General features: G+C 65.2%; 22 protein-coding genes, 1 pseudogene and 1 riboswitch. Of the genes and pseudogenes, 10 read left to right on the top strand and 13 right to left on the bottom strand.

What is annotated here, in order from left to right:
- Positions 1–74: 74 nt before the first annotated feature.
- The 6 genes from GTK09_RS20285 to GTK09_RS20260 all read right to left on the bottom strand — a co-directional run bounded on the left by GTK09_RS20285 (position 75) and on the right by GTK09_RS20260 (position 3,173).
- Entirely contained in the window at positions 75–674 is a 600-nt protein-coding gene (locus tag GTK09_RS20285) for a cation efflux transmembrane domain-containing protein (RefSeq protein WP_163465244.1), read from the bottom strand.
- Positions 675–677: 3 nt separating this feature from the next.
- Complete coding sequence (locus tag GTK09_RS20280; protein ID WP_163465243.1) at positions 678–1,115, bottom strand: EamA family transporter; 438 nt, start codon at positions 1,113–1,115, stop codon at positions 678–680.
- Positions 1,112–1,867 carry a phosphatase PAP2 family protein gene (locus tag GTK09_RS20275; protein ID WP_163465242.1) on the bottom strand — a complete coding sequence of 252 codons (756 nt, stop codon included), beginning with the start codon at positions 1,865–1,867 and terminating at the stop codon, positions 1,112–1,114. The genes GTK09_RS20280 and GTK09_RS20275 overlap by 4 nt, the downstream gene beginning before the upstream one ends.
- Complete coding sequence (crcB, locus tag GTK09_RS20270; RefSeq protein WP_163465241.1) at positions 1,833–2,267, bottom strand: fluoride efflux transporter CrcB; 435 nt, start codon at positions 2,265–2,267, stop codon at positions 1,833–1,835. The genes GTK09_RS20275 and crcB overlap by 35 nt, the downstream gene beginning before the upstream one ends.
- Before the next feature lie 58 nt (positions 2,268–2,325).
- Positions 2,326–2,388, bottom strand: a riboswitch (Fluoride riboswitch).
- Positions 2,389–2,475: 87 nt separating this feature from the next.
- Positions 2,476–2,871 carry a type II toxin-antitoxin system VapC family toxin gene (locus GTK09_RS20265; RefSeq protein WP_163465240.1) on the bottom strand — a complete coding sequence of 132 codons (396 nt, stop codon included), beginning with the start codon at positions 2,869–2,871 and terminating at the stop codon, positions 2,476–2,478.
- Entirely contained in the window at positions 2,868–3,173 is a 306-nt protein-coding gene (locus GTK09_RS20260) for an AbrB/MazE/SpoVT family DNA-binding domain-containing protein (protein ID WP_203561132.1), read from the bottom strand. Before GTK09_RS20260 ends, GTK09_RS20265 begins: the two co-directional genes overlap by 4 nt.
- A gap of 505 nt (positions 3,174–3,678) precedes the next feature.
- Between GTK09_RS20260 and GTK09_RS20255 the strand changes: the two genes are divergently transcribed.
- The 5 genes from GTK09_RS20255 to GTK09_RS20235 all read left to right on the top strand — a co-directional run bounded on the left by GTK09_RS20255 (position 3,679) and on the right by GTK09_RS20235 (position 13,065).
- Entirely contained in the window at positions 3,679–4,929 is a 1,251-nt protein-coding gene (locus tag GTK09_RS20255; protein ID WP_203561131.1) for a metallophosphoesterase family protein, read from the top strand.
- A 2-nt stretch (positions 4,930–4,931) separates the two neighbouring features.
- Entirely contained in the window at positions 4,932–8,372 is a 3,441-nt protein-coding gene (locus tag GTK09_RS20250; RefSeq protein WP_163465239.1) for a YhaN family protein, read from the top strand.
- 81 nt (positions 8,373–8,453) lie between these two features.
- Entirely contained in the window at positions 8,454–9,119 is a 666-nt protein-coding gene (locus GTK09_RS20245; protein ID WP_163465238.1) for an RNA polymerase sigma factor, read from the top strand.
- Positions 9,119–9,733, top strand: a complete 615-nt coding sequence (locus GTK09_RS20240) for a helix-turn-helix domain-containing protein (protein WP_163465237.1) — start codon at positions 9,119–9,121, stop codon at positions 9,731–9,733. The genes GTK09_RS20245 and GTK09_RS20240 overlap by 1 nt, the downstream gene beginning before the upstream one ends.
- Positions 9,733–13,065: a UvrD-helicase domain-containing protein gene (locus GTK09_RS20235; protein WP_163465236.1), complete on the top strand. Its 3,333-nt coding sequence runs from the start codon at positions 9,733–9,735 to the stop codon at positions 13,063–13,065. The genes GTK09_RS20240 and GTK09_RS20235 overlap by 1 nt, the downstream gene beginning before the upstream one ends.
- A 287-nt stretch (positions 13,066–13,352) precedes the next feature.
- On the opposite strand, the gene GTK09_RS20230 is transcribed toward GTK09_RS20235, so the two are convergent.
- The 7 genes and pseudogenes from GTK09_RS20230 to GTK09_RS20200 all read right to left on the bottom strand — a co-directional run bounded on the left by GTK09_RS20230 (position 13,353) and on the right by GTK09_RS20200 (position 18,180).
- Positions 13,353–14,732 (bottom strand): BilD N-terminal domain-containing protein, encoded by a 1,380-nt coding sequence (locus tag GTK09_RS20230; protein ID WP_163465235.1) that lies wholly within the window; start codon positions 14,730–14,732, stop codon positions 13,353–13,355.
- The gene (locus tag GTK09_RS20225; RefSeq protein WP_163465234.1) at positions 14,729–15,259 is read right to left on the bottom strand and encodes a Mov34/MPN/PAD-1 family protein; all 531 of its coding nucleotides are present in this window, start codon (positions 15,257–15,259) and stop codon (positions 14,729–14,731) included. The genes GTK09_RS20230 and GTK09_RS20225 overlap by 4 nt, the downstream gene beginning before the upstream one ends.
- On the bottom strand, positions 15,213–15,698 hold the full coding sequence (locus GTK09_RS20220) for a DUF7665 family protein (protein WP_163465233.1): 486 nt from the start codon (positions 15,696–15,698) through the stop codon (positions 15,213–15,215). The genes GTK09_RS20225 and GTK09_RS20220 overlap by 47 nt, the downstream gene beginning before the upstream one ends.
- 1 nt (position 15,699) lies before the next feature.
- Entirely contained in the window at positions 15,700–16,185 is a 486-nt protein-coding gene (locus GTK09_RS20215; RefSeq protein WP_163465232.1) for a hypothetical protein, read from the bottom strand.
- A 225-nt stretch (positions 16,186–16,410) separates the two neighbouring features.
- Positions 16,411–17,418, bottom strand: a pseudogene (locus GTK09_RS20210) (3'-5' exonuclease).
- Between the two features lie 85 nt (positions 17,419–17,503).
- The gene (locus GTK09_RS20205; RefSeq protein WP_163465231.1) at positions 17,504–17,896 is read right to left on the bottom strand and encodes a type II toxin-antitoxin system VapC family toxin; all 393 of its coding nucleotides are present in this window, start codon (positions 17,894–17,896) and stop codon (positions 17,504–17,506) included.
- Positions 17,893–18,180: an AbrB/MazE/SpoVT family DNA-binding domain-containing protein gene (locus tag GTK09_RS20200; protein WP_163465230.1), complete on the bottom strand. Its 288-nt coding sequence runs from the start codon at positions 18,178–18,180 to the stop codon at positions 17,893–17,895. Before GTK09_RS20200 ends, GTK09_RS20205 begins: the two co-directional genes overlap by 4 nt.
- Before the next feature lie 375 nt (positions 18,181–18,555).
- Between GTK09_RS20200 and GTK09_RS20195 the strand changes: the two genes are divergently transcribed.
- The 5 genes from GTK09_RS20195 to GTK09_RS20175 all read left to right on the top strand — a co-directional run bounded on the left by GTK09_RS20195 (position 18,556) and on the right by GTK09_RS20175 (position 21,092).
- Positions 18,556–19,215: a recombinase family protein gene (locus GTK09_RS20195; RefSeq protein WP_083591584.1), complete on the top strand. Its 660-nt coding sequence runs from the start codon at positions 18,556–18,558 to the stop codon at positions 19,213–19,215.
- Positions 19,199–19,642 (top strand): hypothetical protein, encoded by a 444-nt coding sequence (locus GTK09_RS20190; RefSeq protein WP_083591585.1) that lies wholly within the window; start codon positions 19,199–19,201, stop codon positions 19,640–19,642. The genes GTK09_RS20195 and GTK09_RS20190 overlap by 17 nt, the downstream gene beginning before the upstream one ends.
- Positions 19,643–19,792: 150 nt before the next feature.
- Positions 19,793–20,047, top strand: a complete 255-nt coding sequence (locus tag GTK09_RS20185) for a type II toxin-antitoxin system HicA family toxin (RefSeq protein ID WP_083591586.1) — start codon at positions 19,793–19,795, stop codon at positions 20,045–20,047.
- On the top strand, positions 20,044–20,379 hold the full coding sequence (locus tag GTK09_RS20180) for a type II toxin-antitoxin system HicB family antitoxin (protein WP_083591587.1): 336 nt from the start codon (positions 20,044–20,046) through the stop codon (positions 20,377–20,379). Before GTK09_RS20185 ends, GTK09_RS20180 begins: the two co-directional genes overlap by 4 nt.
- 386 nt (positions 20,380–20,765) lie before the next feature.
- Positions 20,766–21,092: a hypothetical protein gene (locus GTK09_RS20175; RefSeq protein ID WP_139802391.1), complete on the top strand. Its 327-nt coding sequence runs from the start codon at positions 20,766–20,768 to the stop codon at positions 21,090–21,092.
- Positions 21,093–21,188: the final 96 nt, after the last annotated feature.

Raw genomic sequence — 21,188 nt, 5'->3', positions numbered from 1 at the left:
CTGCATCCATCGGCAGATCAAGCCAACTTAAGCGCTACTCGAAATTTTCAGGAGTTTAGCGACAGCCAATTGTTCTAAGCCTCGGCCGATCGATGCTCCTCGCGGGCCGCTTCCCAGACTTCTCGAGCAGCGTCCGCGTTCATCGCGGCGATTCCCAGGCCGACGATCAGGTCGGGCCAGGCGGACGCCCACAGGAAGGCCGTCACCAGTCCCGCCGCGATGATCGCGATGTTGGCAAGAACGTCGTTTCGAGCGGAGAGAAAGGCCGCGCGAGTGAGGCTGCCGCCATGGGTGCGATAGCGGGCGAGCATGTAGGCGCAGGCGAGATTAACCGCGCAGGCCCCGGCCCCCGTCAGGGTTAGCGGTACTGGTTCGGGCGGCGCGGGCATGTTGAACTTCTCCCATGCCATCCAGAGGGTCGCGAGGCCGGGCACGAGCAGGAGGCCCGCCAGCGCCATGCCAACACGAGCGCGCCGCACCACGCACCATCCGAGTGCGATGAGGATCAGGAAGTTGACGGAAGCGTCCTCGAGGAAATCCACGCTGTCGGCGAAGAGCGACACCGAGCCGATGGCAAGGGCGACCGCGAACTCGATGCCGAAATAGGAGAGGTTGAGGACCGCCACGCGGCGAACGATCCTGCGCAGCTCTGAATCCGGCGGCGGGGCTTCCATGTCCTATCCTTTGTAGGCGACGAGGATCGCGCCCCCCGCGATCAGGGCGACGCCGAGCCAATTCGGCAAGGACAGATGCTCCCCGAGAAAGATCACGCCGAACACTGTGACCAGCACGACGCTCAATTTGTCGATCGGTGCGACCCGCGCGGCGTCGCCGAGCTTCAGCGCCCGGAAGTAGCAGATCCAGGAGCCGCCCGTCGCCATCCCTGAGAGCACGAGAAAGAGATAGCTCCGGCTGGAGATCGTGCCGAAGGACTGGAACTGCCTTGTCGCCGCCAGAATGGCGCTGAGAACCGCCAGGATGACGATGGTCCGGATGAAGGTGGCGAAGTCGGAGTTGACGTTCTCGACCCCGACCTTGGCGAAAATCGCGGTGAAGGCCGCGAACGCCGCCGAGAGCAGGGCCCAGAACTGCCAGGATGCGAGAACCGTCTTCATGAGGCTTCCTCAGGTGCTTCGCGTAGATCGGGGTGGGATGCGGTGGGCCTTTCCACCTCGCCCCGCTGTTGGAGCCAGACGGCCGCCACCCAGCACAGGATCGCCCAGGCGGCTCCCACCGCCCATCCGGCGATCACGTCGGTCGGATAGTGGACGCCGAGGTAAAGCCGGCTGAGGCCGACGGCGACGGTGAGGATCACGGCCAGCGCCATAAAGTAAACCTTGATCCGGCGCTCGGCATGCATGCGGGTCAGGAGCGCTCCAAGCGTCAGGAAGGTGACGGCGGAAAGCGTCGCGTGGCCGCTCGGAAAGCTGGCGGTGAAGACGCGGGCGGCATGGGGAACGAGGTCGGGACGGGCGCGATCGATGCCGAGTTTGAGGATCGTGCTGAGGACAGCGCCGCCAAGTACCGCGGCCGTCATGAGGAGGGCGGCGGAGCGCTTGCGGATCAGGACGAGATAGCCCAGTACCGAAAAGAACACGAAGCCGAGGAACGCGTAGCTGCCGAGCGCCGTCACATCCCGCCCCATTTCTTCGAGCCAGGCGGGGCCGATGGGATCGGCCAGATTGCCGCTGGTGCGCATGGCGAGGACCACGGCCTGGTCGAAGCCTGCGGTGTCCCCCTCCAGCACCTCCGTCGCGAGATAGCCGAACGAAAGGACGAGCGCAGCTGCCACCAACAGCGCCGCAAGAGGTCCGATCTCTCGTCGGGCGAGGTCAAGAAATTGAGGTCGGGACAGGTGAGAGGGCATGAAGGCCTCCTATTTCAAGCGAAGTGTCGAATGATAAGAGGCCGGCGAACAGGCCGACGAGCGCCGCCCCGACTGAAAGCGCGACGTAGAGAACGGCGATGCTGATCTCCCCGCGCTCATAAAGCAGCGCCGTGTCGAACGAGAAGGTGGAGAAGGTCGTGAAGCCGCCGAGGACGCCGGTAGTAAGCAACAGCCGCCACGTCTGGCCGGCTTCCGACCTGAGTGCGAAATACCCCGCCAACAGGCCCATCGAAAGCGAGCCCACGACATTGACGGTGAGCGTCCCGAAGGGAAAGCCGGATCCGAAGACGCGCAAGGAGGCGACGTTGACGCCGTGGCGCAGTGCGCCGCCGAATCCGGCTCCGATGAAGACGACGAGATAGGTAAGGCTGCTTTGCATGATGATCCCCGGGCCGGGCGACCGGGATCTGGACAAGACCCTACCGCGCCGGAAACGACGTTCGGTAGGAGTCATCAGCCAACATGGCGGTTATCGGGGGAACTCCATCCCCATCACTACCGATGAATAGTGCAGAATGCGATCCATCGAAAGCTGGATAAGCCTCGCGAAACTTCGGGCAAGAGTCGAAAGCTCTCGGCTCACGTCTTCATCCTCGTATCAAGACGACGTCTACACCCAGATCATCCGCTACGTTCGCCCAGGCGCGATCGGCCGTGACCGCTGGCATGTTCAAAGCCCGGGCGAGAGCGAGGCAGCTTCGATCGCCCAAACTCAACCCGTGAGCCTGGGTATGCTCGATCATCTCAGCGGCGCTTTCCGCCAGCGTCCAAGAGAGATCATGCCCTTCAAGGTTCAAGGATCGAACCGTCAGACGCGCATCGCCCACGCTCATCCCTTTGGAGATCAGTTTCGCCAGAAGCTCCTGCACGTTGACGGTCGACACGATCGCCCGATTTTCAAGCATTCGGCCGACTTCTTCGCCTACAATTTCGCTGCGCAAGAATGCCATGATTGCCGAGGTGTCCAGAACAGAGCCGCTCATTTTTGGATCTGGTCGCTCTGATCGTTGCAAGAGGCCTCATCTTCCAGTTCATGTTGGGCTTCCGCGCGACGATCGGCGATCACCTCGTCCACAAGATTGACGTCCGCAGGTATGTATTGCCTCACCAGATCCTGTGCGCGCTTTAGGGAGCGACGCAGGGTTGTCACCTCCACCTCTCCGTCGTCTTTTTCGACAAAGACGACCTTGCCGCCGCTTTCCAAGTCGAGTTTCGCACGAAGAGCTGAAGGAAGATTCATGCGCCCGTTTCTCGCGACAGGTACAACATGCCGATCAAGCATCATTCATTCCTTTTGAGGAGGCAGTGAGCGTTAACGCCCCAGTCCAAGATAGATACTCGCGGGTGATTTTGGAAGCAGTTTGGGAATGAGCCTATTCTGTCCCGTTTCCTTATGCCCTTGAACGACCAGGTTTGCGCATGTTCAGAAGTCGATAGCGCACGGCTTGCGGCAACTCTGCGCCCACAACGGTCATTCAACGGGGGCCGGCGTGATCCCGAAAGCGGACGCTAGTCACCGTTCAATGAGCTGACGGATTCAAGAAATTCGTAGTCAAATAGAGGGCGCGCAAAGGGTTGATGAACGCAGACCTTCACTGCACGCAATTCGTAGCGGTCGGCTAGAGCCACCAGGCGAAGAGGGCCGTCTGATCCATCGTGCGACGGTCCGTGGATGAGTCTGATCCGGTGCGAACCAGTATCAGGCCTTGTAAGTGGCGGTGAATTGCTCTCACATTCCGTCAGCTTGGCGGCATCCGAACGCGAGGCCGGTCCGGCGCAGGGGGGATGAGTTGACGAGCTTCAGGTTCCTGCACGCAGCCGACATCCACCTCGACAGCCCGCTGCACGGCCTGTCGAGATACGAGGGCTTGCCCGTCGACGAGATCCGCTCGGCGACGCGCGCAGCCTTCGATAACCTCGTGCAGTTCGCGATCGACGAGGCGGTCGACTTCGTCGTGATCGCGGGCGACCTCTTCGACGGCGACTGGCGCGACATGGGCACCGGCCTCTACTTCGCGAAGGCGATGGGGCGGCTCGACCAGGCGGGCATCCCGGCATTCCTGCTGGCCGGCAACCACGACGCGGCCTCGGTGGTCTCGCGCACCGTCCCCTGGCCGCCCAACGTCTATCTGTTTGGTTCGAGGCGGCCCGAGACGCACCGCCTCGCTCACCTCTCCGTCGCGGTCCATGGCCAGAGCTTCTCGACGCCGGCCGTCACCGAGAACCTTGTCCTCGCCTATCCGCCGGCCGAGCCGCACGTCTTCAACATCGGCATGCTCCACACGGCCCTGGCCGGGCGGCAGGGCCATGCGGACTACGCGCCCTGTAGCGTCGAGGACCTGCGGTCGCGCGGCTACAACTACTGGGCGCTCGGTCATGTTCACGAGTTCGAGGTCGTCAGCGACGAGCCCTACGTCGTCTTCCCCGGCAGCGTGCAGGGCCGAACCATCAGAGAGACCGGTGCCAAGGGTGCGGTCCTGGTCGATGTGGCCGACGGCGAGGTCGCGTTGGTGGAGCGGGTCGAGCTTGACGTGATCCGCTGGGCCCGTCTCGACGTGAACTGCGCCGGGGCGGGCATGGACGACGCGGAGGACGTGCTGCGGTCCGCGCTCGTCGGCCTCCACGGCACGAACGCCTCGGGTCGGCCGCTGATCGTGCGCGTGACGCTCGTAGGGGAGACGGCGGAGGCCGGCGCGTTTCGCGACCGTGCCGCGACGCTGCGCGACGACGTGCGCGCGATCGCCACCTCTATCTCCCCGGACCTGTTCGTCGAGAAGGTCCGGGTCGATGTGACCGAACCGGCGCGGACGACGGTCGCGGTCGGCGATGACCTTGGCGCCATGATCGACGGGGCGGCGACCAATCCCGACCTCGTGGCCGCGATCGGTCGCGACCTCGAGCGCTTCATGCTGGCGGCGAGCACTTCGCTCGGCGAGCGCAATGATGGCGAACTGCGGCTGGGGGCTACGCGGGGTGACTGGGCGGGCGTCCTTGCCGCCGCGTCGACCGCGCTACGGTCGCGCCTCACGAGGGAGGGCTGAGCATGCGGTTTTCCCGCCTCTCGCTCGAACGTTACGGGCGTTTCGAGGACTGCGAGCTGGACTTCCGTATCGGCAGTCCCGACCTCCACGTCATCTACGGCGAGAACGAGGCCGGCAAGACGACGTCGCTGGCCGCGGTTTCGGACCTACTCTTCGGCTTTCCCCAGCGATCGCCATACAACTTTCTGTTCGACTACTCGCTGCTCCGCGTCGGCGCGGTGCTGGAGGACGGCGGCATGACGCTTGCCTGCCGCCGGAAGAAGGGGACGGGCGTCACCTTGCTTGGTGCCGACGACGCCGCTATCGATGAGGGGCCGCTCGCCGCGATGTTGCGCGGCCAGACCCGCGACACGTTTGGCCTCTCCTTCAGTCTGGATCAGGCCGCGCTCCGTCTGGGCGGACAAGCCGTAGTCGAGGCGAAGAACGATGTCGGTCGCACGCTATTCGCTGCGGGGTCTGGCCTGACCGGGGTATCCGACGAGCTACGCCGCCTGGAGGCGGAGGCCGACGCGATCTGGGGCCCGACCACCCGTGGTAGCCGCACGTTCACGCAGGCCCAGCGCCAGCTTGCGGAGGCCGCGAGGATCGTGCGCGATGACGCGTTGAAGCCAAAGGCCTGGTCGGACGCCAGGATCGCCACGGAGCGGACGCGCGAGGCACTGGAAGCGGCGCGCCGCGACCGTGACGCGGTCCAAACTGAGTCCAGGTCCGCCGAACGCGTCAGGCGTATCGCACCGCTCGCTCGGCGCCGCGAGGAGCAGAAGGCGGCGCTCGCCGACTACGACGGGGTCGTAGACTTCGGGCGTCAGCGCGAGACCGCCGCCGAGGAGCTGATCCGTGAGGCGGATGAGGCGGTGCGCGCGATGGTAGCGGCCGAGAGCCTGCGCGCGGACGTCGCCGACCGGCGTGCCGCCGTATCGACCGACGCGCAAGTGCTCGGGGAGGCGGAAGAGGTCGATCGCCTTGTCGCTGAGGCGGGCGCCGAGATCAAGGCGAAGCGCGACCTGGTCGGCCTCGAGGCGGAGCACGCCGAGGCGGCGGCGGCGGTCCGCCGACTCCGCGCCGAGGCTGGCCCGAACGCCGATGCGGCGCCGCCGCGTGAACTCGCGGCGCGCTTGCGGGAGCTCTCCCGTATCGACGGCGAGCAGCGCCTGGCGGCGCGCCAGCTCCAGGAAGAGCGGCAACGCATCGATGAGCGGCGGGGTCGTGCAGAGGCGGCCCTTGCCGCCAACATAATCGGCGACGCCGACGAAGCGTTGCAGTCAGCCGTCGACGAGGCGCGGGCGCTGGGCGCCGACGCCGACTCCCGCTGCGACGCCGCGCGCGGCAAGTTGGACGTCGCCAGGCGCGGGGCCGCCGACGCGCTTGCCCGGCTCGCGCCGTGGACGGGTGATGCAGATTTGCTCGCCCGCCTGCCCAGGGTGGACGCCACCGAGATCCAGGAGGCGCGCGAAGCCCTGGCGGCCTTGGTCGCGGACATCCGCCGCGAGGAGGAGGCCGCCCAGCGCGCGTCGGACCAGTCTTCGGCAGCGGCGCTCGAGATCTCGCAGCTGGCGACCGGGACTGCCGTGTCGGCCGAAAACATCCTGGAGGTGCGAGCCGAGCGTGACCGTCTGTGGCGGCCGCTCCGCGACCACCTCGTGGATGGCGCGTCCCTCGCGTCTCCGGCAGACGCGGTCGCGGCTTTCGAGACTGGCGTCGCGGCGGCGGACGGGCGGGCGGACGCACGCTACGCGGCCGCCGACGCATCGAGCCGGTTGTCCCTACTGGAGCGAACGCGGGCGTCGCACGACCTCGGGGGCGAGCAGGCTACGGCCCGCGCGCGGTCGGCGCGCGACCGTCACGACCAGGTCCTTGCCACCTGGCGGCGCCGGCTGGGCGATGTCGGCTTGCCTGAACTGGAGCCTGGCAGGTTCAACTCCTGGCAGGCGGACCGCGACGCGTGCGAGGCGGCGCAGACCGAGCTGCGCGGCTTGGTCTCGGAGGCCGAGCGGTCTGAAGCCAAGCGTGATGCGGCGCGATCGGCGCTCGCCGCCGCGCTCGGGACTACGGATGCCGCCGGTCCGCTCGGGCCCGTGCTCGTCAGGGCGGAGGCGCGCCGCGCCGCGTCCGAGGAAGTCTCGCGCAAGCGCCTGCTGGCGCAGGCGGAGCTGGATCAAGTCGGCGCCGAGACCACTGCGCTCGACCGAAGGGCCCGCGCGGCGGAAGGCGCGGCGGCGACGACTGCCGCAGGGTGGGCCGCGGCATTGGCCGAGGCGCGTCTGGACGTCGACGTGACCGCCTGCGGAGCCGTGCTCGATCTTCTCGACGAGCTTCGCGAGGCGTCTTCGTCCGAAGCGCTCCTTCGTCGCCGCATTGATGGCATCGCGCGCGACACCCGGGATCACGCGGCGGCGGTGGGACGGCTCGCCGACACGCTCGGCATCGCCGCGGGCGGGGTGCCCGAGCGTCTCCGCTCGATGCGGGACCGGCTCGCAGCGGCGCGGATCGCGGAGACGCTTCACGGTTCGCTGGACGAGGAGGACCGTCGCCGCCAGGGCGAGCTGCAGGAGGCGCAGGCCAAGCTGACGGCGACCGACGAGGCCCTCGCGCCATTCCTGGCGGAAACCGGCGCGGCGGATAGGACTGCGCTCTCCGCGGCGATCGAACGCTCAAGAGCCAGGCGCGCGTTGTTCGATGGGGTGGCCGCGACCGAGGGTGCGATCACCGAGGCCGGCGACGGTCTCGGACTCGACGCACTGGTCGCCGCGGTTCAGGCGACAGACCCAGATCAGGTCGCGTCGCAGCTGGCGACGCTGGGAGCCCGTCTCGATGACTTAAACGCGGCGGTGGACGCGGCGGCAACTGCGCACGGCGACGCCCGTGCCACCTTCGCGGCGCTCGACACAGGCGGCACCGCCGCCGTCGACGCAGCGGCCGATGCCGAGCAGGCCCGTTCGGAGCTGGAGGTCCTCGCCGAGGACTACATCCTGAAGCGGACGCAGGCGGTTACGCTAAAGTGGGCTATCGAGAGGTATCGCGAGCGGCATCAGGACCCGTTGCTGCTGCGCGCGGGCGAACTTTTCTCTACCCTGACCACGGGACGCTACGCGACGCTCAAGGTGGACACCGACGGCTCCAGCCCCCGGCTCCGGGGCGTGCGCGACGACATGCGGACGATGGTCGACGTCGACGCGATGAGCGAGGGCACCACCGACCAGTTGTTCCTCGCGCTGCGCCTCGCCGCGCTCGAGCAGTCGGTCGCGGCCGGGGTCGCCCTGCCGTTCCTCGCCGACGACCTATTTGTGAACTTCGACGACCGCCGGGCGGAGGCGGGCTTTCGGGTCTTGGTCGAGGTGGCCCGGAGCACCCAGGTGCTGTTCTTCACCCATCACCCGCACCTCGTCGTGATCGCAAAATCTGTGGTCGGCGCCGAGCTCCATTCCGAATGCACGCTGTCGTGATCGGACGGGTGAACTTTTTTCCCAATTTTCCGCGTCAGCCTTCGCCCTTGTCTCCGAGATCCAGATATGGAGGAGATACTGATGGGTGACGCGGACGATGAGCCTCCGCTGCCGGGTGACCACCAAAGCTGGCGCCTGGTCGTCGAGCATGGCCAGCTGTCCGGCTTCCCGGAAGGGGTGATCGTCGGGGCGATCAGGGCTAATTACCGCCGCGCGGGCGTCGACCAGCACTTCGTGCGCGAGATGATCCGCTTCATCTCCCGTCGCATGCTGGAGGTGATCCGCGGCGAGATCTCTTCGACGGCGTTCCCCAACCAGGGCCGCGACATCGTCGAGGACGTGCACGCCGCTATGGTGGATGCGCTACTGTCGCCGACCGCCGCCGATGGCGAGGGTCTGCGGAAGTGGTTCAAGTCCACGCTCCGCAAGCGTTCGATCGACCACGCGCGCAAAGCTATCATCGCGATGAAGCGCAGTCCGGACATGGTCGACGACCCCGGCGGCATGGTGGATCCGAAGACCGAGCTGTTCTCTTATGCGGAGCAGGAGGTCTACGTGCAGCGCATCCTGGACAGCATCCGGGACAAGGACAAGCGCGCGGCCTTCGTGCTCCACATGCAGGGGTTCCCCTGCAGCAGCAAGAACGGTCCCTCGATCGCCAGCATCCTCGGAATCAGCCCAGACACCGCCGCTTCCAGGGTCGCGGCCGTCCAGAAGCAACTAGCCAAGAAGATCGGAAATTCGTGATGGAAGACAATCAGCAGGAAAGGGATGAAGTGCTGATCGCATTCCACGAGGGATGCGACATTCCAACCCGCGCCGACGTGGAGCGCTGGGCGGATCTTCATCCGAAGTTAGCGCATGACATCCGCGAGCATGCAGCCGTCCGTCTGGCCATGCTGGCCGACACCATTGAGGCGGCCGCCGAGCTGGATAACGACATGATTGCCCGGGCCGGGAGCCGCGTGCAGGCCGCCATGTTCGCGGCGGAGGCGGACGATCGCGCCGCGGAGGCGGTTGCCGCTCCGGTGCCGACGCTCAACGAGATGCTCAAGCGGTCCGGACTGTCCCAGCCGCAGCTGGCGCGGAGGTTGCCTATAGAGCGCGTGGTTGTGGCGGATCTGTTCGCCGGGCGAATGTCCGATACGCGGCCTCGCTTCTCCATCGCGATATCGCGCGAGCTCGGCGTATCCCTCGAGGCGTTCAACGTGGCGCATGCGCGCGTCGCAATGGCTCCCTCGCTCGGGGGGCGCGCTAAGGCCGTCGGCCAGCCGGTCGCGAACCAGCGCACCTTCGAGGAGATCGTAAGGTCGTCCGGCATGAGCCAGGAGGAGATCGACTACTGGCTGGCTGATCTCTGATGGACGCCTGGAGCGACATCCGGCTCGCCGCGCGAGACTGCCGCGCCGCCGCGTTGGCGAAGACGAACGCCGCGCCGACCGCGCGCAACCTGATCGACGCCATGATCGAGCTGCACGACCTGCAGATCGTCAAGTTCGATCCAGGCACGCGCGCGGGCGAGGATGTACTCGGGTTCTTCGAGCGCGGTCCCGGCATCGTCCACGTCGCGCGCGGCCAGGCCGAGGAGGACGAGGTGGTCGTCATCGCCCACGAGTTCGGACACTTCCGACTCCACACCGATCCCGAGAGCGACGTGACCGACGTGTCGATGCGGCTCTCCGGCGAACCGGTGGAGAGCGGCGGGGCGCGCGTCGACGGATACTCCTCGCGCGAGCGCAAGGAGGTGCAGGCGGACGTCTTCGCGGGCGAGTTCCTTTGTCCCTCCGACTGGCTGAGAGACAGGCTTCTGGCCGGTGCCAGGCCTTCCGGGATCGCGACCGAAGTTGGGTTGCCGCGCAACCTCGTGCTCCAGCAGGCGATCAGGGCTCTTCTGCTGCCGCCTCTCATCCGTCACGATGTCGAGGAGCGCGAGAAGGTCGTCTATGGTCTGGACGATGATCAGCAGGCCGCCGTCGATTGGGACGACGGGCCACTGCTAGTCCACGCCGGTCCGGGCACGGGCAAGACGCGCACTTTGGTTGAACGCATCACGCGCATCCTCAAGGGGGACGCGGCGTCGTCGATCCTCGCGCTCACCTTCTCCAACAAGGCCGCGGAGGAGATGCGCGAGCGCTTGTCGGCGGTCGACGCCGATGCGGCCATCGAGATGTGGGTCGGGACGTTCCACGCCTTCGGCCTGGAGCTGGTCACCCGCTTCGCTGGGCGCATCGGCCGGACCGATAAGGTCAAGATTCTCGACCCGACTGCAAGCCTGGCGCTGCTGGAGGCCAACCTCGAGCAGCTTCCACTCCGGCACTACCAGAACCTGTTCGAGCCGGCCCTTGAACTTGCTTTCGTGGTGAGCGCGATCTCGCGGGCGAAGGACGAACTTATCGGTCCGGTCGAATATCTGGCCGCGGCCGACGCGGATCTGGCTGCGGCGGTCGACGATGCGGGCCGGGAGGCAGCCGAGAAGGCGGTCGAGGTCGGCAAGGTCTATGTCATCTACGAGAGGCTGCTCACCGAGGCGGACGCTGTCGACTTCGGCGACCTCATCGGCCATGCCGTCGCGCTGTTGGCGGACGATGAGGTGCGGGCCGACGTCATTGGGTCCTACCGGCACCTGCTCGTCGACGAGTATCAGGACGTGAATTACGCGAGCTCGATGCTGCTGCGCGCGTTCGCCAGCGAATGCCGCGACATTTGGGTCGTGGCCGACCATCGCCAGTCGATCTATCGGTTCCGAGGTGCGGAGCCATCCAACGTCGAGCGGTTTCCTTCCGAGTTCGGCGGAAAGCGCCACACCCTCGGGATCAACTACCGGTCTGGAACGCCAGTCGTCAGAGCCTTCGCTGCCTTCACCGGCGGAATGACCGGCGGCCGGCAATCGCAGTGGCAGGCCAACCGCGGCGCCGTCGGCGAGGTCACGCTGGAGGTGTGTGGGACGTTGGAGGACGAGGCCTGCGCGATACGCGACCGGATCGAGGGGCTGAGAGCCGCCGGCGTCCCGTATCGCGATCAGGCCATACTCGCTCGCAGCCACCTTACGCTTGGCCGCCTGACGTCCCTGCTCGAGCGGCTGAACGTGCCACTTCTGTATCTGGGCGACCTGTTCGAGCGCGGCGAGATCCGGGACCTGCTGTCGTTGGTCGCCCTCGACGCCGAGTTCGGCGGGCTTGGTCTGGTCCGGGTGGGCCAGTTGCCGGCGTATGGCGCGACGGAGCAGGACACTTTGAAGGTGATAAGTTGGGCCCGCGAGCAGAAGCGGCCGGTGATAACCGCGCTGTCGAGCGTCGCCGAGATTGAAGGTCTGTCGGACGGCGGACGCTTCGGCCTCGCCCGGCTCGGCGGCGAGCTAGCGTTCGTTGGCGCCACGACGACGCCCTGGACGATGCTGACGGGGTGGCTGTTCGAGACCGGCGGCTACCTCGACCCGCTCGTACGGAGCTCGGACCCCGCCGACCGGCAGAAGCTGATCGCGATCTATCAGCTACTCAAAGTGTGCGGCGAGCATGATGCGGCGGGCGACAGGAGCCGCCGCCGCCTGCTGGCGCGTATTCGGCGCATCGAGCTGCTCAACCAGGACAGCGCCTACCGCGCGATCTCGGCTGAGGCGACCGACATCGACGCCGTCCGGGTGCTGACGATCCACGGCAGCAAGGGCCTTGAGTTCCCCGCGGTGCATCTCCCCGCCCTGGCGACGAAATACATGCCCGCCAGCCGCAAGGGTTCGAGGATGCCCACGCTCGGCAAGTACCCTCAGCTCAACATGGGCAAGGAGGACCATGATGCCGAGGAGGAATGCCTGTTCTTCGTGGGGCTCTCGCGCGCTCGCGACCACCTGTCGCTGACCCGAGCCCAGAAATACACGTCCCAGAACGCCTCCGCGTCCAAGTTCCTAGACTCGGTCTCAGCGATACTGACGCGGACCCGTTTGGCGCCATCGAGCGTGCCACAGCCCCCGGCGAGGCCGCCGGTCGCGGTCGAGAAGCGGACGAACTACTCGGCCACCGAGCTCGACACCTACATCCGCTGCCCGGCGAGGTACCGCTACGAGCAAATGATGGGCCTGCGCGCGGGCACCGACGGGGCCGCCTTCCTCGACTTCCACCGGTGTGTTCGGAGGACCTTGGCGTGGATCGAGCAGCGACGTGGCGAGGGCGTTGCGACGAGCGCGCCGCAGGCTTTGGCGCAGCTAGATGTGGTATGGGCCGAGCGCGGCCCAGTTGGTCACGGCTTCGAGAACTACTACCGCCAGGCCGCAAACCGCATGGTCTTGAACGACGCCGCATACGTCGGAGCCGAGCAGGGAGCCTATCCGGACGGGCCGCTCGAACTGCCGGTCGGCGGTCGCACCTTGACGATCGAGCCCGACCGTCTGGTCGACACCGGCGGCGTGGTCCGCGTGCAACGGATCAGGACGGGGCGACAGACCAAGAGCGAAGGCGACAATCCGATCTACGGCGCGATGCTGCTGGCGGCGCGGCGCAGGTTTCCGGGTCGGGCGATCTCGGTCGAGGCCTATTACCCGGGGGACGGCGTGACGCGCGACTTCCCCGCTAGTAAGGAGGACAAGGCGGTCAAGGCGTTCGGGGATGCGATCGCCGGGATCGAGGCGGGGAATTTTCCCGCCAAGCCAAGCGATCCGCGCTACTGTCCGAATTGCCCGTGCTATTTCATTTGCGGCGTGTGAGCCGCACTGCCTCGCCTTACCGGCACCTCAGCCGCCGGATCACCAGCTTCTCGCCGTAGCACATCCAGCAAATGTCCTTGCGGCGCTCGACGCCATTGGGGCCGGCCAGTTCGCGAGTCTTATGGTTGGCGTGCTGCCGCACGGACAGGCCGAGCCGATCGGCGACGCAGTCGTCGCAACTGCGCCGGAGCAAGGCGGTCGATCAGGGCGCGGACGTCGTCGATCACAATCATACGTCGACAATAGCCGACGCGCCGGCGGCAGGAAATCCTCGCCGCCGGAACAGCTTAGGCCGCCTTGGGGATGTCAACGGGATCAAGGTCGAGGTGTCCATGGGCGTAGGGTTCGGGGGCGCCGGTGAACGCCTCTGTGTCGTCCAGCGCCATCAGCGAACCCGACACCAGCTCCATAGCGCCGCCACCGTGCAAGCGCCGCAGCAGCTCGCCCACCGCAAGGACCGAGGCGGTCAGCCCGACGAAGGGCACGCCGATCGTGCGTGACGCGATCTGGGCGAGGCCGCAGCCGTCGACGCCCTCCATCTTCATCGCTTCGTAGGCGGGCATCCTCGAGACGTCGGGAGCCGTGGCCGACGCCGCAGCGCCGCCCCAGATCACGCTCGCGCGCTTGGGCCCGGGAAAGCTGTGGAGGGAGAAGTTCCGGAACCCCTGCGTTCCCGCGCCCAGACCGGCCTCGACCACCAGGTCGAACCCGGCTTCCTCCAGCGCAGCGCGGGCGGCCGCGTTGTCCACGCCGCACAGCGCCGCGCCGGGCTCGAGATGGTGGCGCCGGGTCCAGGCACCGAAACGCCGCTCTTCGTGCCGCACGTCGAAGCCCCGGCGCTGCAGCCAATCGCCGACCCATCGCGTCTTCATGACGGTCGGCTGCTCGGGCACCGCGAGCAGCGATGTGCTGTCGTTCGACACCGCCATGCTGTCGAAGTCCTGGAGCATCAGCAGGGCATCCGCACCCTCAGGATAGGGCAGCGACGCCAGCGCCCAGGCAAACGCCTGACCGAGGTTTCCCAAGCCGATGAACCAAAGATGCGTGGGAAGGTGCCGCAGGGCCGGCTCGGTCGAATTCGGCTCCATCCATGACTTGCCCGGGTCCCAGATTGAGAGCCCCGAAGCACGCCGCCCCGCCATGTCGTGGTCGCCGGCGTGCCAGGCGAAGACCTCGCCGACGCATGCGGCTGCGGCTAGGGCCGGCGCCAGCGATATGGCGTCGTCCATCATTGCGGTGGGCCAGGTCGACGGGATCACGCCGCCGCGCCAGCCAGCCCACTGCAGGCGCCACGCGGGCGTCGAACCTGTCGGCGCGCCCACGTCGCCAATGATCGCGCGCGGCCAGGCGGCGCGGACCTTCTCGACGCAGGTACCTCCGAGCGCCTCGACCGCCTCGCGCAGGGTGGCCTCGGTCGCCAGCTTGGTGACCACCGCCTGACCTCCGACGCCCTCGACCTCGATGCCGCCGAGCATCGTGCGGCGTGCCGCATTGACTAGGGTGAGCAGCCCGACCTGTCCGTTCACCGTCGTGACGGTCGCCGGGTCCACGCGGATCGCGAGGCCAAAGCGGGAGAGCATGTCAACCGCATCGTCGGCGGTCGCGGCGCGGCCGCTGTCCATGAAGTATTTCGCCGTGCGGTGCAGGTGGTCGGGATCGGTGGTCATAGGAACGTGCTCCAGAAGTCGTTGTGAAGGAAGCGGTGCGCGAGGGCGCCGGAATGGTCGGCCCATTCGTGGTTTCCGCGATATTCGTAGACGCCGATCCGCGCGGTCGCGGGACGGCCGGTGGCGTAGTTCGGCACGATGATCGCGATGTGGCCCTCGCGCGCGACCATTGGGTTGGTGCGGTCCGCCTCGCTCTGAAAGGCGCCGCCCGGGTGGGTGTGCACGTCGCCGACCACGGTTAGGCCGCGCGCGCGGCACATCGACCACAGCGCGGCGAACGCGGGCGCGTGCAGGATGCAGACGCCCGAGCTGTAGGCCTCGGGGTCCAGGTCGTCGTAGAAGATGACGTCTTGGACTTCGCGGAGTTCGCCCTCGCACGTCCCGAGGAGGAAGGCGCCCGCCTCGCGGCGGCGCTCGCCGCGGCGTTCGAGTTCGGCCAGCAGCGCGGTCCAGCGCGAAGGGTCGATGCGGATGCCGCGGCTACGCCGTAGCAGCGCCCGTGTAATCGTCCTGATTAAGAAGATCATGGACTTGCTCCAGATAGCAGATGATGCCGCGCGCAGGCTGCCACAGGCGGTTAGGATGCTGGTTCACCCAGACATCGTGGCCGTTCATCGAGACGCGGTCGCACGGGAGGTAGAGGCAGGTGCCGCCCTGCCACTCGGGCCGGAAGACCGAAGGCAGGATCGTCTTGCCCAGCGGCCACAGGTGCGCGGCGAGCGGAGCGTTGGTGGCGAGGTTCCAGGGCTCCGCGGTGACGGCCTGATGCGGATAGCCGCTGCATTCGAACCGCAGACCGAATTCGGCCGGCGAGTTCGGACGGGGGGCGGCCGACACGGCGGTGACCACGTGGGGCCACGCCTGCGACACGACGCGCCACCGCCCTTCGACCTGGCCGCACCGGAACTCCGGTGCGGCCAGGTCGCGCTCGAGCAGCAGCTGGCTGGGGCTGACGGGCGCGTTCACCTCAGCCCTCGACGCGGACGTCGGGGACGAGGTCGAAGCACAGCTCGTGGCCATCCTTGACGAGCTTGTGCAGCGGCGTGTCGGTCGGCGGGCGGTCGGTGCTGCCGCAGACCTGCAGGACATGCTCCGCGGCGTCGCGCTCGGCCAGCTTGAAGTGGTCGACCGCCCACGCCTTCACGCGGCGGACGCGAGTGCCGGGCGCGAAGCTGTGGCGCTTGGTCTGCTCGAGGTAGTGGATGGTGACGTCGATCTTGCGGCACTTGGCAAGGTGCAGCTTCGCGCCGTGCTTGATGTGGTGCGGGCGCTTGTGGCCGTGCCACTCGATTGGGTCTTTGTCCTCGTCGTGGAAGAGGATGAACCCCTCGTCGATCTCGATGCCGGCCTCCTTGACGGAGGCGTAGATGATCTCGATCGAGGCGTTATCGGGCAGATCGACCTCGACGAGGCGGTCGTGACCCTGGACGGCGATGAAGACGGTGTGGGACATGGGGCTTGGCTCCTGATCAGGCGGCGAACCGGCCGCCCTCAAGAACCCCAGCGAAATTGCCCCCGTGGATTTGGGAACAAATCTTTAGTCTGGGCGAAAAAAGCCTAGACACTGGCGTGAGCCGGTCGATGTCGCCTCGGCGATCGGGATCGTGGATCAATGTCTGCTTCTGAACTTTAGCCGACGGAAAGTTGCATGTCCGCTGTCGGCCCACCTTTTCCGTCTTCAGGCTCTGTATCGCTCGACCCCCGTTAGCCATTCTAGGTGCGGATCGATATCTTGACGGTAGATCTCTTCGCGTAAGAAGTGACACTCGTTGTCGAAGCCCTCTTCGTCAATCTCGGTCCACCAGCTCTTCGGCCGCCCGTCGCTGCCGTCGTTCCAGCGGTAGCCGCGGGCTTTGAGCGCGTCCTTCAGGTCGAACGGGCTGTGTTGCGCCCAGATCCGGCAGCGTCGTTTGGCGGCCGATGCGACGAGGTGAGGGAATGCACATCCGTTTGCTTCGTGTTGGAACGCCAACACCTCGAGCAGGGCATGGCAGTCGTCAATAGCCCGATGGCCGTTGTGGAAGAGTCCGCACTGACCGACGAGGTAGCCGAGCTTCGACCCTTCGAAGCCGAAGGCGCGCCAGTCCACCTCCTGGTTTGAACACGCCCAGGCTTTCAGATCGAAGCCAGATGCAAATGTCTCGCAGAACGGACGGTCAAACCGGGCATTGTGGGCGATAACGAGATCGGCGGGAGCGACGAAATCGGCAACGGCTGCCGGATCGATCGACTGTCCTGCGACCATGTCGTCCGTGATGCCAGTGATGCGAGTGATGTCGGGAGCGATCGGCTCGCCCGGCTCCCGCAATTCGTCGAACACGCCGACCACGTCCCGAATGCCCTCGGCACCATAGGTGAACATCACCATGCCGAGCTCGATGATCTCGTGACGGCGATAATCGAGACCTGTCGTTTCCGTGTCGAGAATGATCCCGATCTTCTCGCCCGGCTGCAGCGACATTGGTGACCAGCCGCCGAGAACCGGCCGTGGCTAGAGCCGCCGCAGAATGCGATAGGCGCCGGTGGATTCGAGATGCCGTGCCATCGCTTCTGGATTGCCCACCGAGGCGAGCAGAGGCGCGGTTGTCTGCCGGTGGCGACGGATGCCCCTCTGAGATCGTTCCTCGCCGTCCTTTGCGGTCGGCTGGCCGAAGAGATCAAACTGGCGTGCGCGTTCGCCCTGCATCATCCGATTGCCTTCGGTTCGTCCTGACGCTGCATGTGATCCATCGATCTATGACGCGCAACGAGATACCGCCAGAAGCACCCGTTCATCGAAACTGCTCAATGCGGATACCGAGATTCTTGGCAACCTTCGACCAAGCCTTGTCGGCGGTGACGACCGGCAGGGCGAGCGCTTGACCCAGGGCAAGACACGCGCGGTCGCCATGGCTGAGGCCAAAGGGTTTGGTCAGCGCGAACATACCGCCAGCCTTGAAGGCTAAAGCAATATCCAGCGGGCGAACATCAAGGCCGAGGGAGCGAACGAGCTCTTCGGCCTCGTCCTGCGTCATTCCCGTCTGGCAGAGTTTCGAGATAGCCTCCTGAACGGTCAGCGCGGACGCTGATGCTCCCGCATCTATGCAGCGCTCGACCTTGGCCGCTCCTTTTTCCGCAAAGGCGTAGGCGAGGATCGCCGAGGTGTCGACGACGCAGGTGCTCACGACCCGGCGACCTCTTTGCCGGGCTCGATGCGGTCAATCTCGCGTTCAGCCTCCGCGCGCTTTTCGGCCAGGAACTCGTCGACGACGCTGACGCCGGGTCGCGCATAGCGCTTGGCTATTTCCTGGGCCCGTTTGCGTCGGAGCCGCGCGGTGGTCAGGGTCACCTGGTCGCCCTCTGCTTCGAGCATGACCTTGTCACCCTTGGCGAGCCCCAGAGCCTTTCGAAGTTCAGCGGGAAGGATGACGCGACCATTCTCCTGCATGGGTAGTTCGTAGAGCTTCATCCCCTGTCCTCCCTTCTAATCGCTGATTTGCAAGACATAGCAAATCCAGAGAATATTGTCTCGCGTCAACAAAACGTCCTGAAGCGCCAGCAAGGGCGGAATCGGTGCCCCAACCGTATATCGCATCATAGATCAGCTTAGAAGAAATAGACACAGGGATGTTATCTTGCATACCTATTCGCATGCGTCACATTACCATCTGATTGTCATGATCCGGTTTTCGGGAATAATTGACGGTCACAGGCTCCGCTCACAATCGACCGTTTGTGGGCATATCGCTGTCGATATGACCGAAAAATAGCTTGCTCGGGTTATGCGCATGCGCAATAACTTCATCCACGTTTTTGATGCTATTTTCCGGGTTCGACGCCATCCATGTCGCGCATTTTCGCCTATGCCCGGGTCTCGACCATCGAGCAGCACACCGAGAACCAGCTCGGCGAGATCCGCGCGGCAGGATTTCAGGTTCAGCCGCGCCGGGTCATCACCGAGACCATCTCTGGAGCGACCGCGGCGTCGGAACGACCGGGCTTTGGCAGGCTTGTTGATCGACTGGAAGACGGCGACATTCTTGTCGTCACCAAACTCGACCGTCTCGGCCGCAACGCCATGGATGTTCGCAAGACCGTCGACCAACTCGACGAGCTCGGCATCAAGGTTCACTGCCTGGCGCTCGGCGGCGTCGACCTGACCAGCCCGGCAGGCCGCATGACCATGGGTGTCATCAATGCCGTCGCCGAGTTTGAGCGCGACCTCCTGATCGAACGCACCCAGGCTGGCTTGATCCGAGCCAAATCCGAGGGCAAGCGGCTCGGCCGTCCGCCACGTCTGACCGAGGATCAGAAGCGGGCCGTTATCACTAAGCTTCAAGATGGTGCGTCAGTCGCACGGCTTGCCCGCGACTATGGCGTCAGCCGGCTGACCATTAGCCGGGCGCGCGACAAATACAAAGAGCAGGGCGCGCTCGATATAATGAAACCGCCAGAGAATGAGGACGCGACCGCCGGGGAGGGGAGCGATGCCGATCCGGCGTGAAGACCGGCACTTCTATCCGATCGACTGGCGTGAACTTTCGGCCGCGATCAGGTTCAATCGAGCCAAGGGACGCTGCGAGCGATGCGGCCGACCCCATGGCCAGCTTGTCTATCACCTGAGCGACGGGCGCTGGTTCGACAACACTGCCGGTCGCTGGCGCGACAACCGCGGACGACTGGTTCGAACAAAGACACCACCCGATCCAAGGGTGTCAGGCGACGAAGGTGGAATTGCGCAGACATTCGTCCGCCTCGCCTGCGCCCATCTCGACCAGAACACGGCCAACAACGCCGACAACAATCTCGCCGCCTTCTGCCAGCGCTGCCACCTCGATCACGACCGCCCTTGGAACATCGAAAAACGCCGTCTGACCGTGCTACTCCGCCGCGCGCTGGGCGACCTCTTCACAGGGCCATATCGGCGGTAGGGAAACGGCGAGATCAGATCCGTAGGCGCCCTGCTTCTTAAAGGCTCGGAACGCCAACGTCCTCAGCGAGGAACAGTGCTCCATTGCTGAGCGCATGTGGCAGCGAATTTCACGCTTGCAGTATATGATATCACCCCCTAACTTGCTTGCATGAACAGCAAGCAGAAGAAGACCTTGGCAGCTGTCTTCAGGGAGCCTGTGCCAGGTACTCTCGAATGGGCGGCCATCGAGGGTCTGCTTGTTGCCGCCGGATGCCGGATCATCGAGGGCAGCGGCTCTCGCGTCCGGTTCGAGAAGGACGGGGAGCTGGAGAGCTTTCATCGTCCGCATCCAGCCAAGGAAGCAGAGCGCTATCAGGTTCGCGCCGCCCGGGCGTTCCTGATCCGACTTGGGATCGAGCCATGACCAACATAATCACCTATAAGGGCTATGCGGCCCGCGTCGAATACGACGACGAAGACGGCATCCTGTTCGGCCAGATCGCCGGCATTCGCGATGGCGTCGGTTTTCATGCCGAGAGCGTTGAGGAACTGCGGACAGCCTTCCACGAGGCCGTGGACGACTATCTCGCGACCTGTGCCACGATCGGTAAGGAGCCGCAGAAGCCTTATTCGGGCAAGATGATGTTCCGGGTCAGCCCAGAGATCCATCGCAAGGCCGCGATCGCGGCGGAACTGGCAGGCAAGAGCCTCAATCAGTGGGCCGAGGAAGCCTTAAGCAAGGCCATCCACTCCTGAGAGCCCGGACAGTGGAGGAGGCTGATGTCGATCTGGTCTGAACACTGAACACCCCCATTTCTACTCGATCACCTGGCGCGAACTCTCCGCCGCCATCCGCTTCGGCCGAGCCGAGGGCTATGTTTCGGCGTGCAAAATTTCCCCGCGATTGACATCCGGCCTATCGTTCATTTTTTAAAATTGCGCAACTTACCGAAATCGCGTCGTTTTTCGCGCTCGCTTCCGACAAAATGCTAATTCCGTTCAAATTGCATTATTGACTCATTACGACGTAATATTTCATACTGTTAATGTAGACAAATTAGAACAGAATTCGCCATGCCGGGATGGCATGACGCTGCGCAAATCTTTATGCTGACCTCCTGTGAACGAAGTGGGAGGTTTGTGTGGCGAAGCTGGAGCCTGGGGGAAGGGTGCTACTCGGCAATGTTGTTCGAGCGTTCTTGGATGCTGGGGGCAAGCTCAAGTACCGCCCCTATAAAGATCGGAATGGTAAAACCAACTGGTTTGTTTTCGGCGTTCGATCTGACGGAAGCGAATCACAGGTCTACATCGCCCGCAACGGCGAGCCCAAACGCTTCCGATCTGCAAATGCCATCCTCTCGTATCACCGGAGCATGTTTCCGCAAGATGAGGGCGTCTTCGTTCCCTGGCTTCGTGGGGACGAAGAGAGCTCTGAAGACGATGAGGAGGACGTCGAAGACACCTCGTGAGTCCGGGGAGCAACCGGGCTCAAACAACGTGATTTCGATCAAAGCCTACAGGGCTCCAATAAGACGCCGCTCCGTCGTTACGACCGCCAAAGCCGC

The sequence above is a fragment of the Jiella pacifica genome (assembly GCF_010500815.1).
Classification (GTDB): domain Bacteria; phylum Pseudomonadota; class Alphaproteobacteria; order Rhizobiales; family Rhizobiaceae; genus Jiella; species Jiella pacifica.
Note: the sequence above shows the minus strand (reverse complement) of the source record. Positions and strands in the feature narration are given on the sequence as shown.

Bases quoted from the DNA above. Each gene is read 5' to 3' on its own strand.
- GTK09_RS20215 (WP_163465232.1), bottom strand. From the start codon at position 16,185: ATGTCCCACACCGTCTTCATCGCCGTCCAGGGTCACGACCGCCTCGTC.
- GTK09_RS20180 (WP_083591587.1), top strand. From the start codon at position 20,044: ATGACCAACATAATCACCTATAAGGGCTATGCGGCCCGCGTCGAATAC.
- GTK09_RS20275 (WP_163465242.1), bottom strand. From the start codon at position 1,867: ATGCCCTCTCACCTGTCCCGACCTCAATTTCTTGACCTCGCCCGACGA.
- GTK09_RS20280 (WP_163465243.1), bottom strand. From the start codon at position 1,115: ATGAAGACGGTTCTCGCATCCTGGCAGTTCTGGGCCCTGCTCTCGGCG.
- GTK09_RS20265 (WP_163465240.1), bottom strand. From the start codon at position 2,871: ATGAGCGGCTCTGTTCTGGACACCTCGGCAATCATGGCATTCTTGCGC.
- GTK09_RS20185 (WP_083591586.1), top strand. From the start codon at position 19,793: ATGAACAGCAAGCAGAAGAAGACCTTGGCAGCTGTCTTCAGGGAGCCT.
- GTK09_RS20260 (WP_203561132.1), bottom strand. From the start codon at position 3,173: ATGATGCTTGATCGGCATGTTGTACCTGTCGCGAGAAACGGGCGCATG.
- GTK09_RS20195 (WP_083591584.1), top strand. From the start codon at position 18,556: ATGTCGCGCATTTTCGCCTATGCCCGGGTCTCGACCATCGAGCAGCAC.
- GTK09_RS20200 (WP_163465230.1), bottom strand. From the start codon at position 18,180: ATGAAGCTCTACGAACTACCCATGCAGGAGAATGGTCGCGTCATCCTT.
- GTK09_RS20250 (WP_163465239.1), top strand. From the start codon at position 4,932: ATGCGGTTTTCCCGCCTCTCGCTCGAACGTTACGGGCGTTTCGAGGAC.
- GTK09_RS20230 (WP_163465235.1), bottom strand. From the start codon at position 14,732: ATGACCACCGATCCCGACCACCTGCACCGCACGGCGAAATACTTCATG.
- GTK09_RS20240 (WP_163465237.1), top strand. From the start codon at position 9,119: ATGGAAGACAATCAGCAGGAAAGGGATGAAGTGCTGATCGCATTCCAC.
- GTK09_RS20190 (WP_083591585.1), top strand. From the start codon at position 19,199: ATGCCGATCCGGCGTGAAGACCGGCACTTCTATCCGATCGACTGGCGT.
- crcB (WP_163465241.1), bottom strand. From the start codon at position 2,267: ATGCAAAGCAGCCTTACCTATCTCGTCGTCTTCATCGGAGCCGGATTC.
- GTK09_RS20285 (WP_163465244.1), bottom strand. From the start codon at position 674: ATGGAAGCCCCGCCGCCGGATTCAGAGCTGCGCAGGATCGTTCGCCGC.
- GTK09_RS20225 (WP_163465234.1), bottom strand. From the start codon at position 15,259: ATGATCTTCTTAATCAGGACGATTACACGGGCGCTGCTACGGCGTAGC.
- GTK09_RS20245 (WP_163465238.1), top strand. From the start codon at position 8,454: ATGGGTGACGCGGACGATGAGCCTCCGCTGCCGGGTGACCACCAAAGC.
- GTK09_RS20235 (WP_163465236.1), top strand. From the start codon at position 9,733: ATGGACGCCTGGAGCGACATCCGGCTCGCCGCGCGAGACTGCCGCGCC.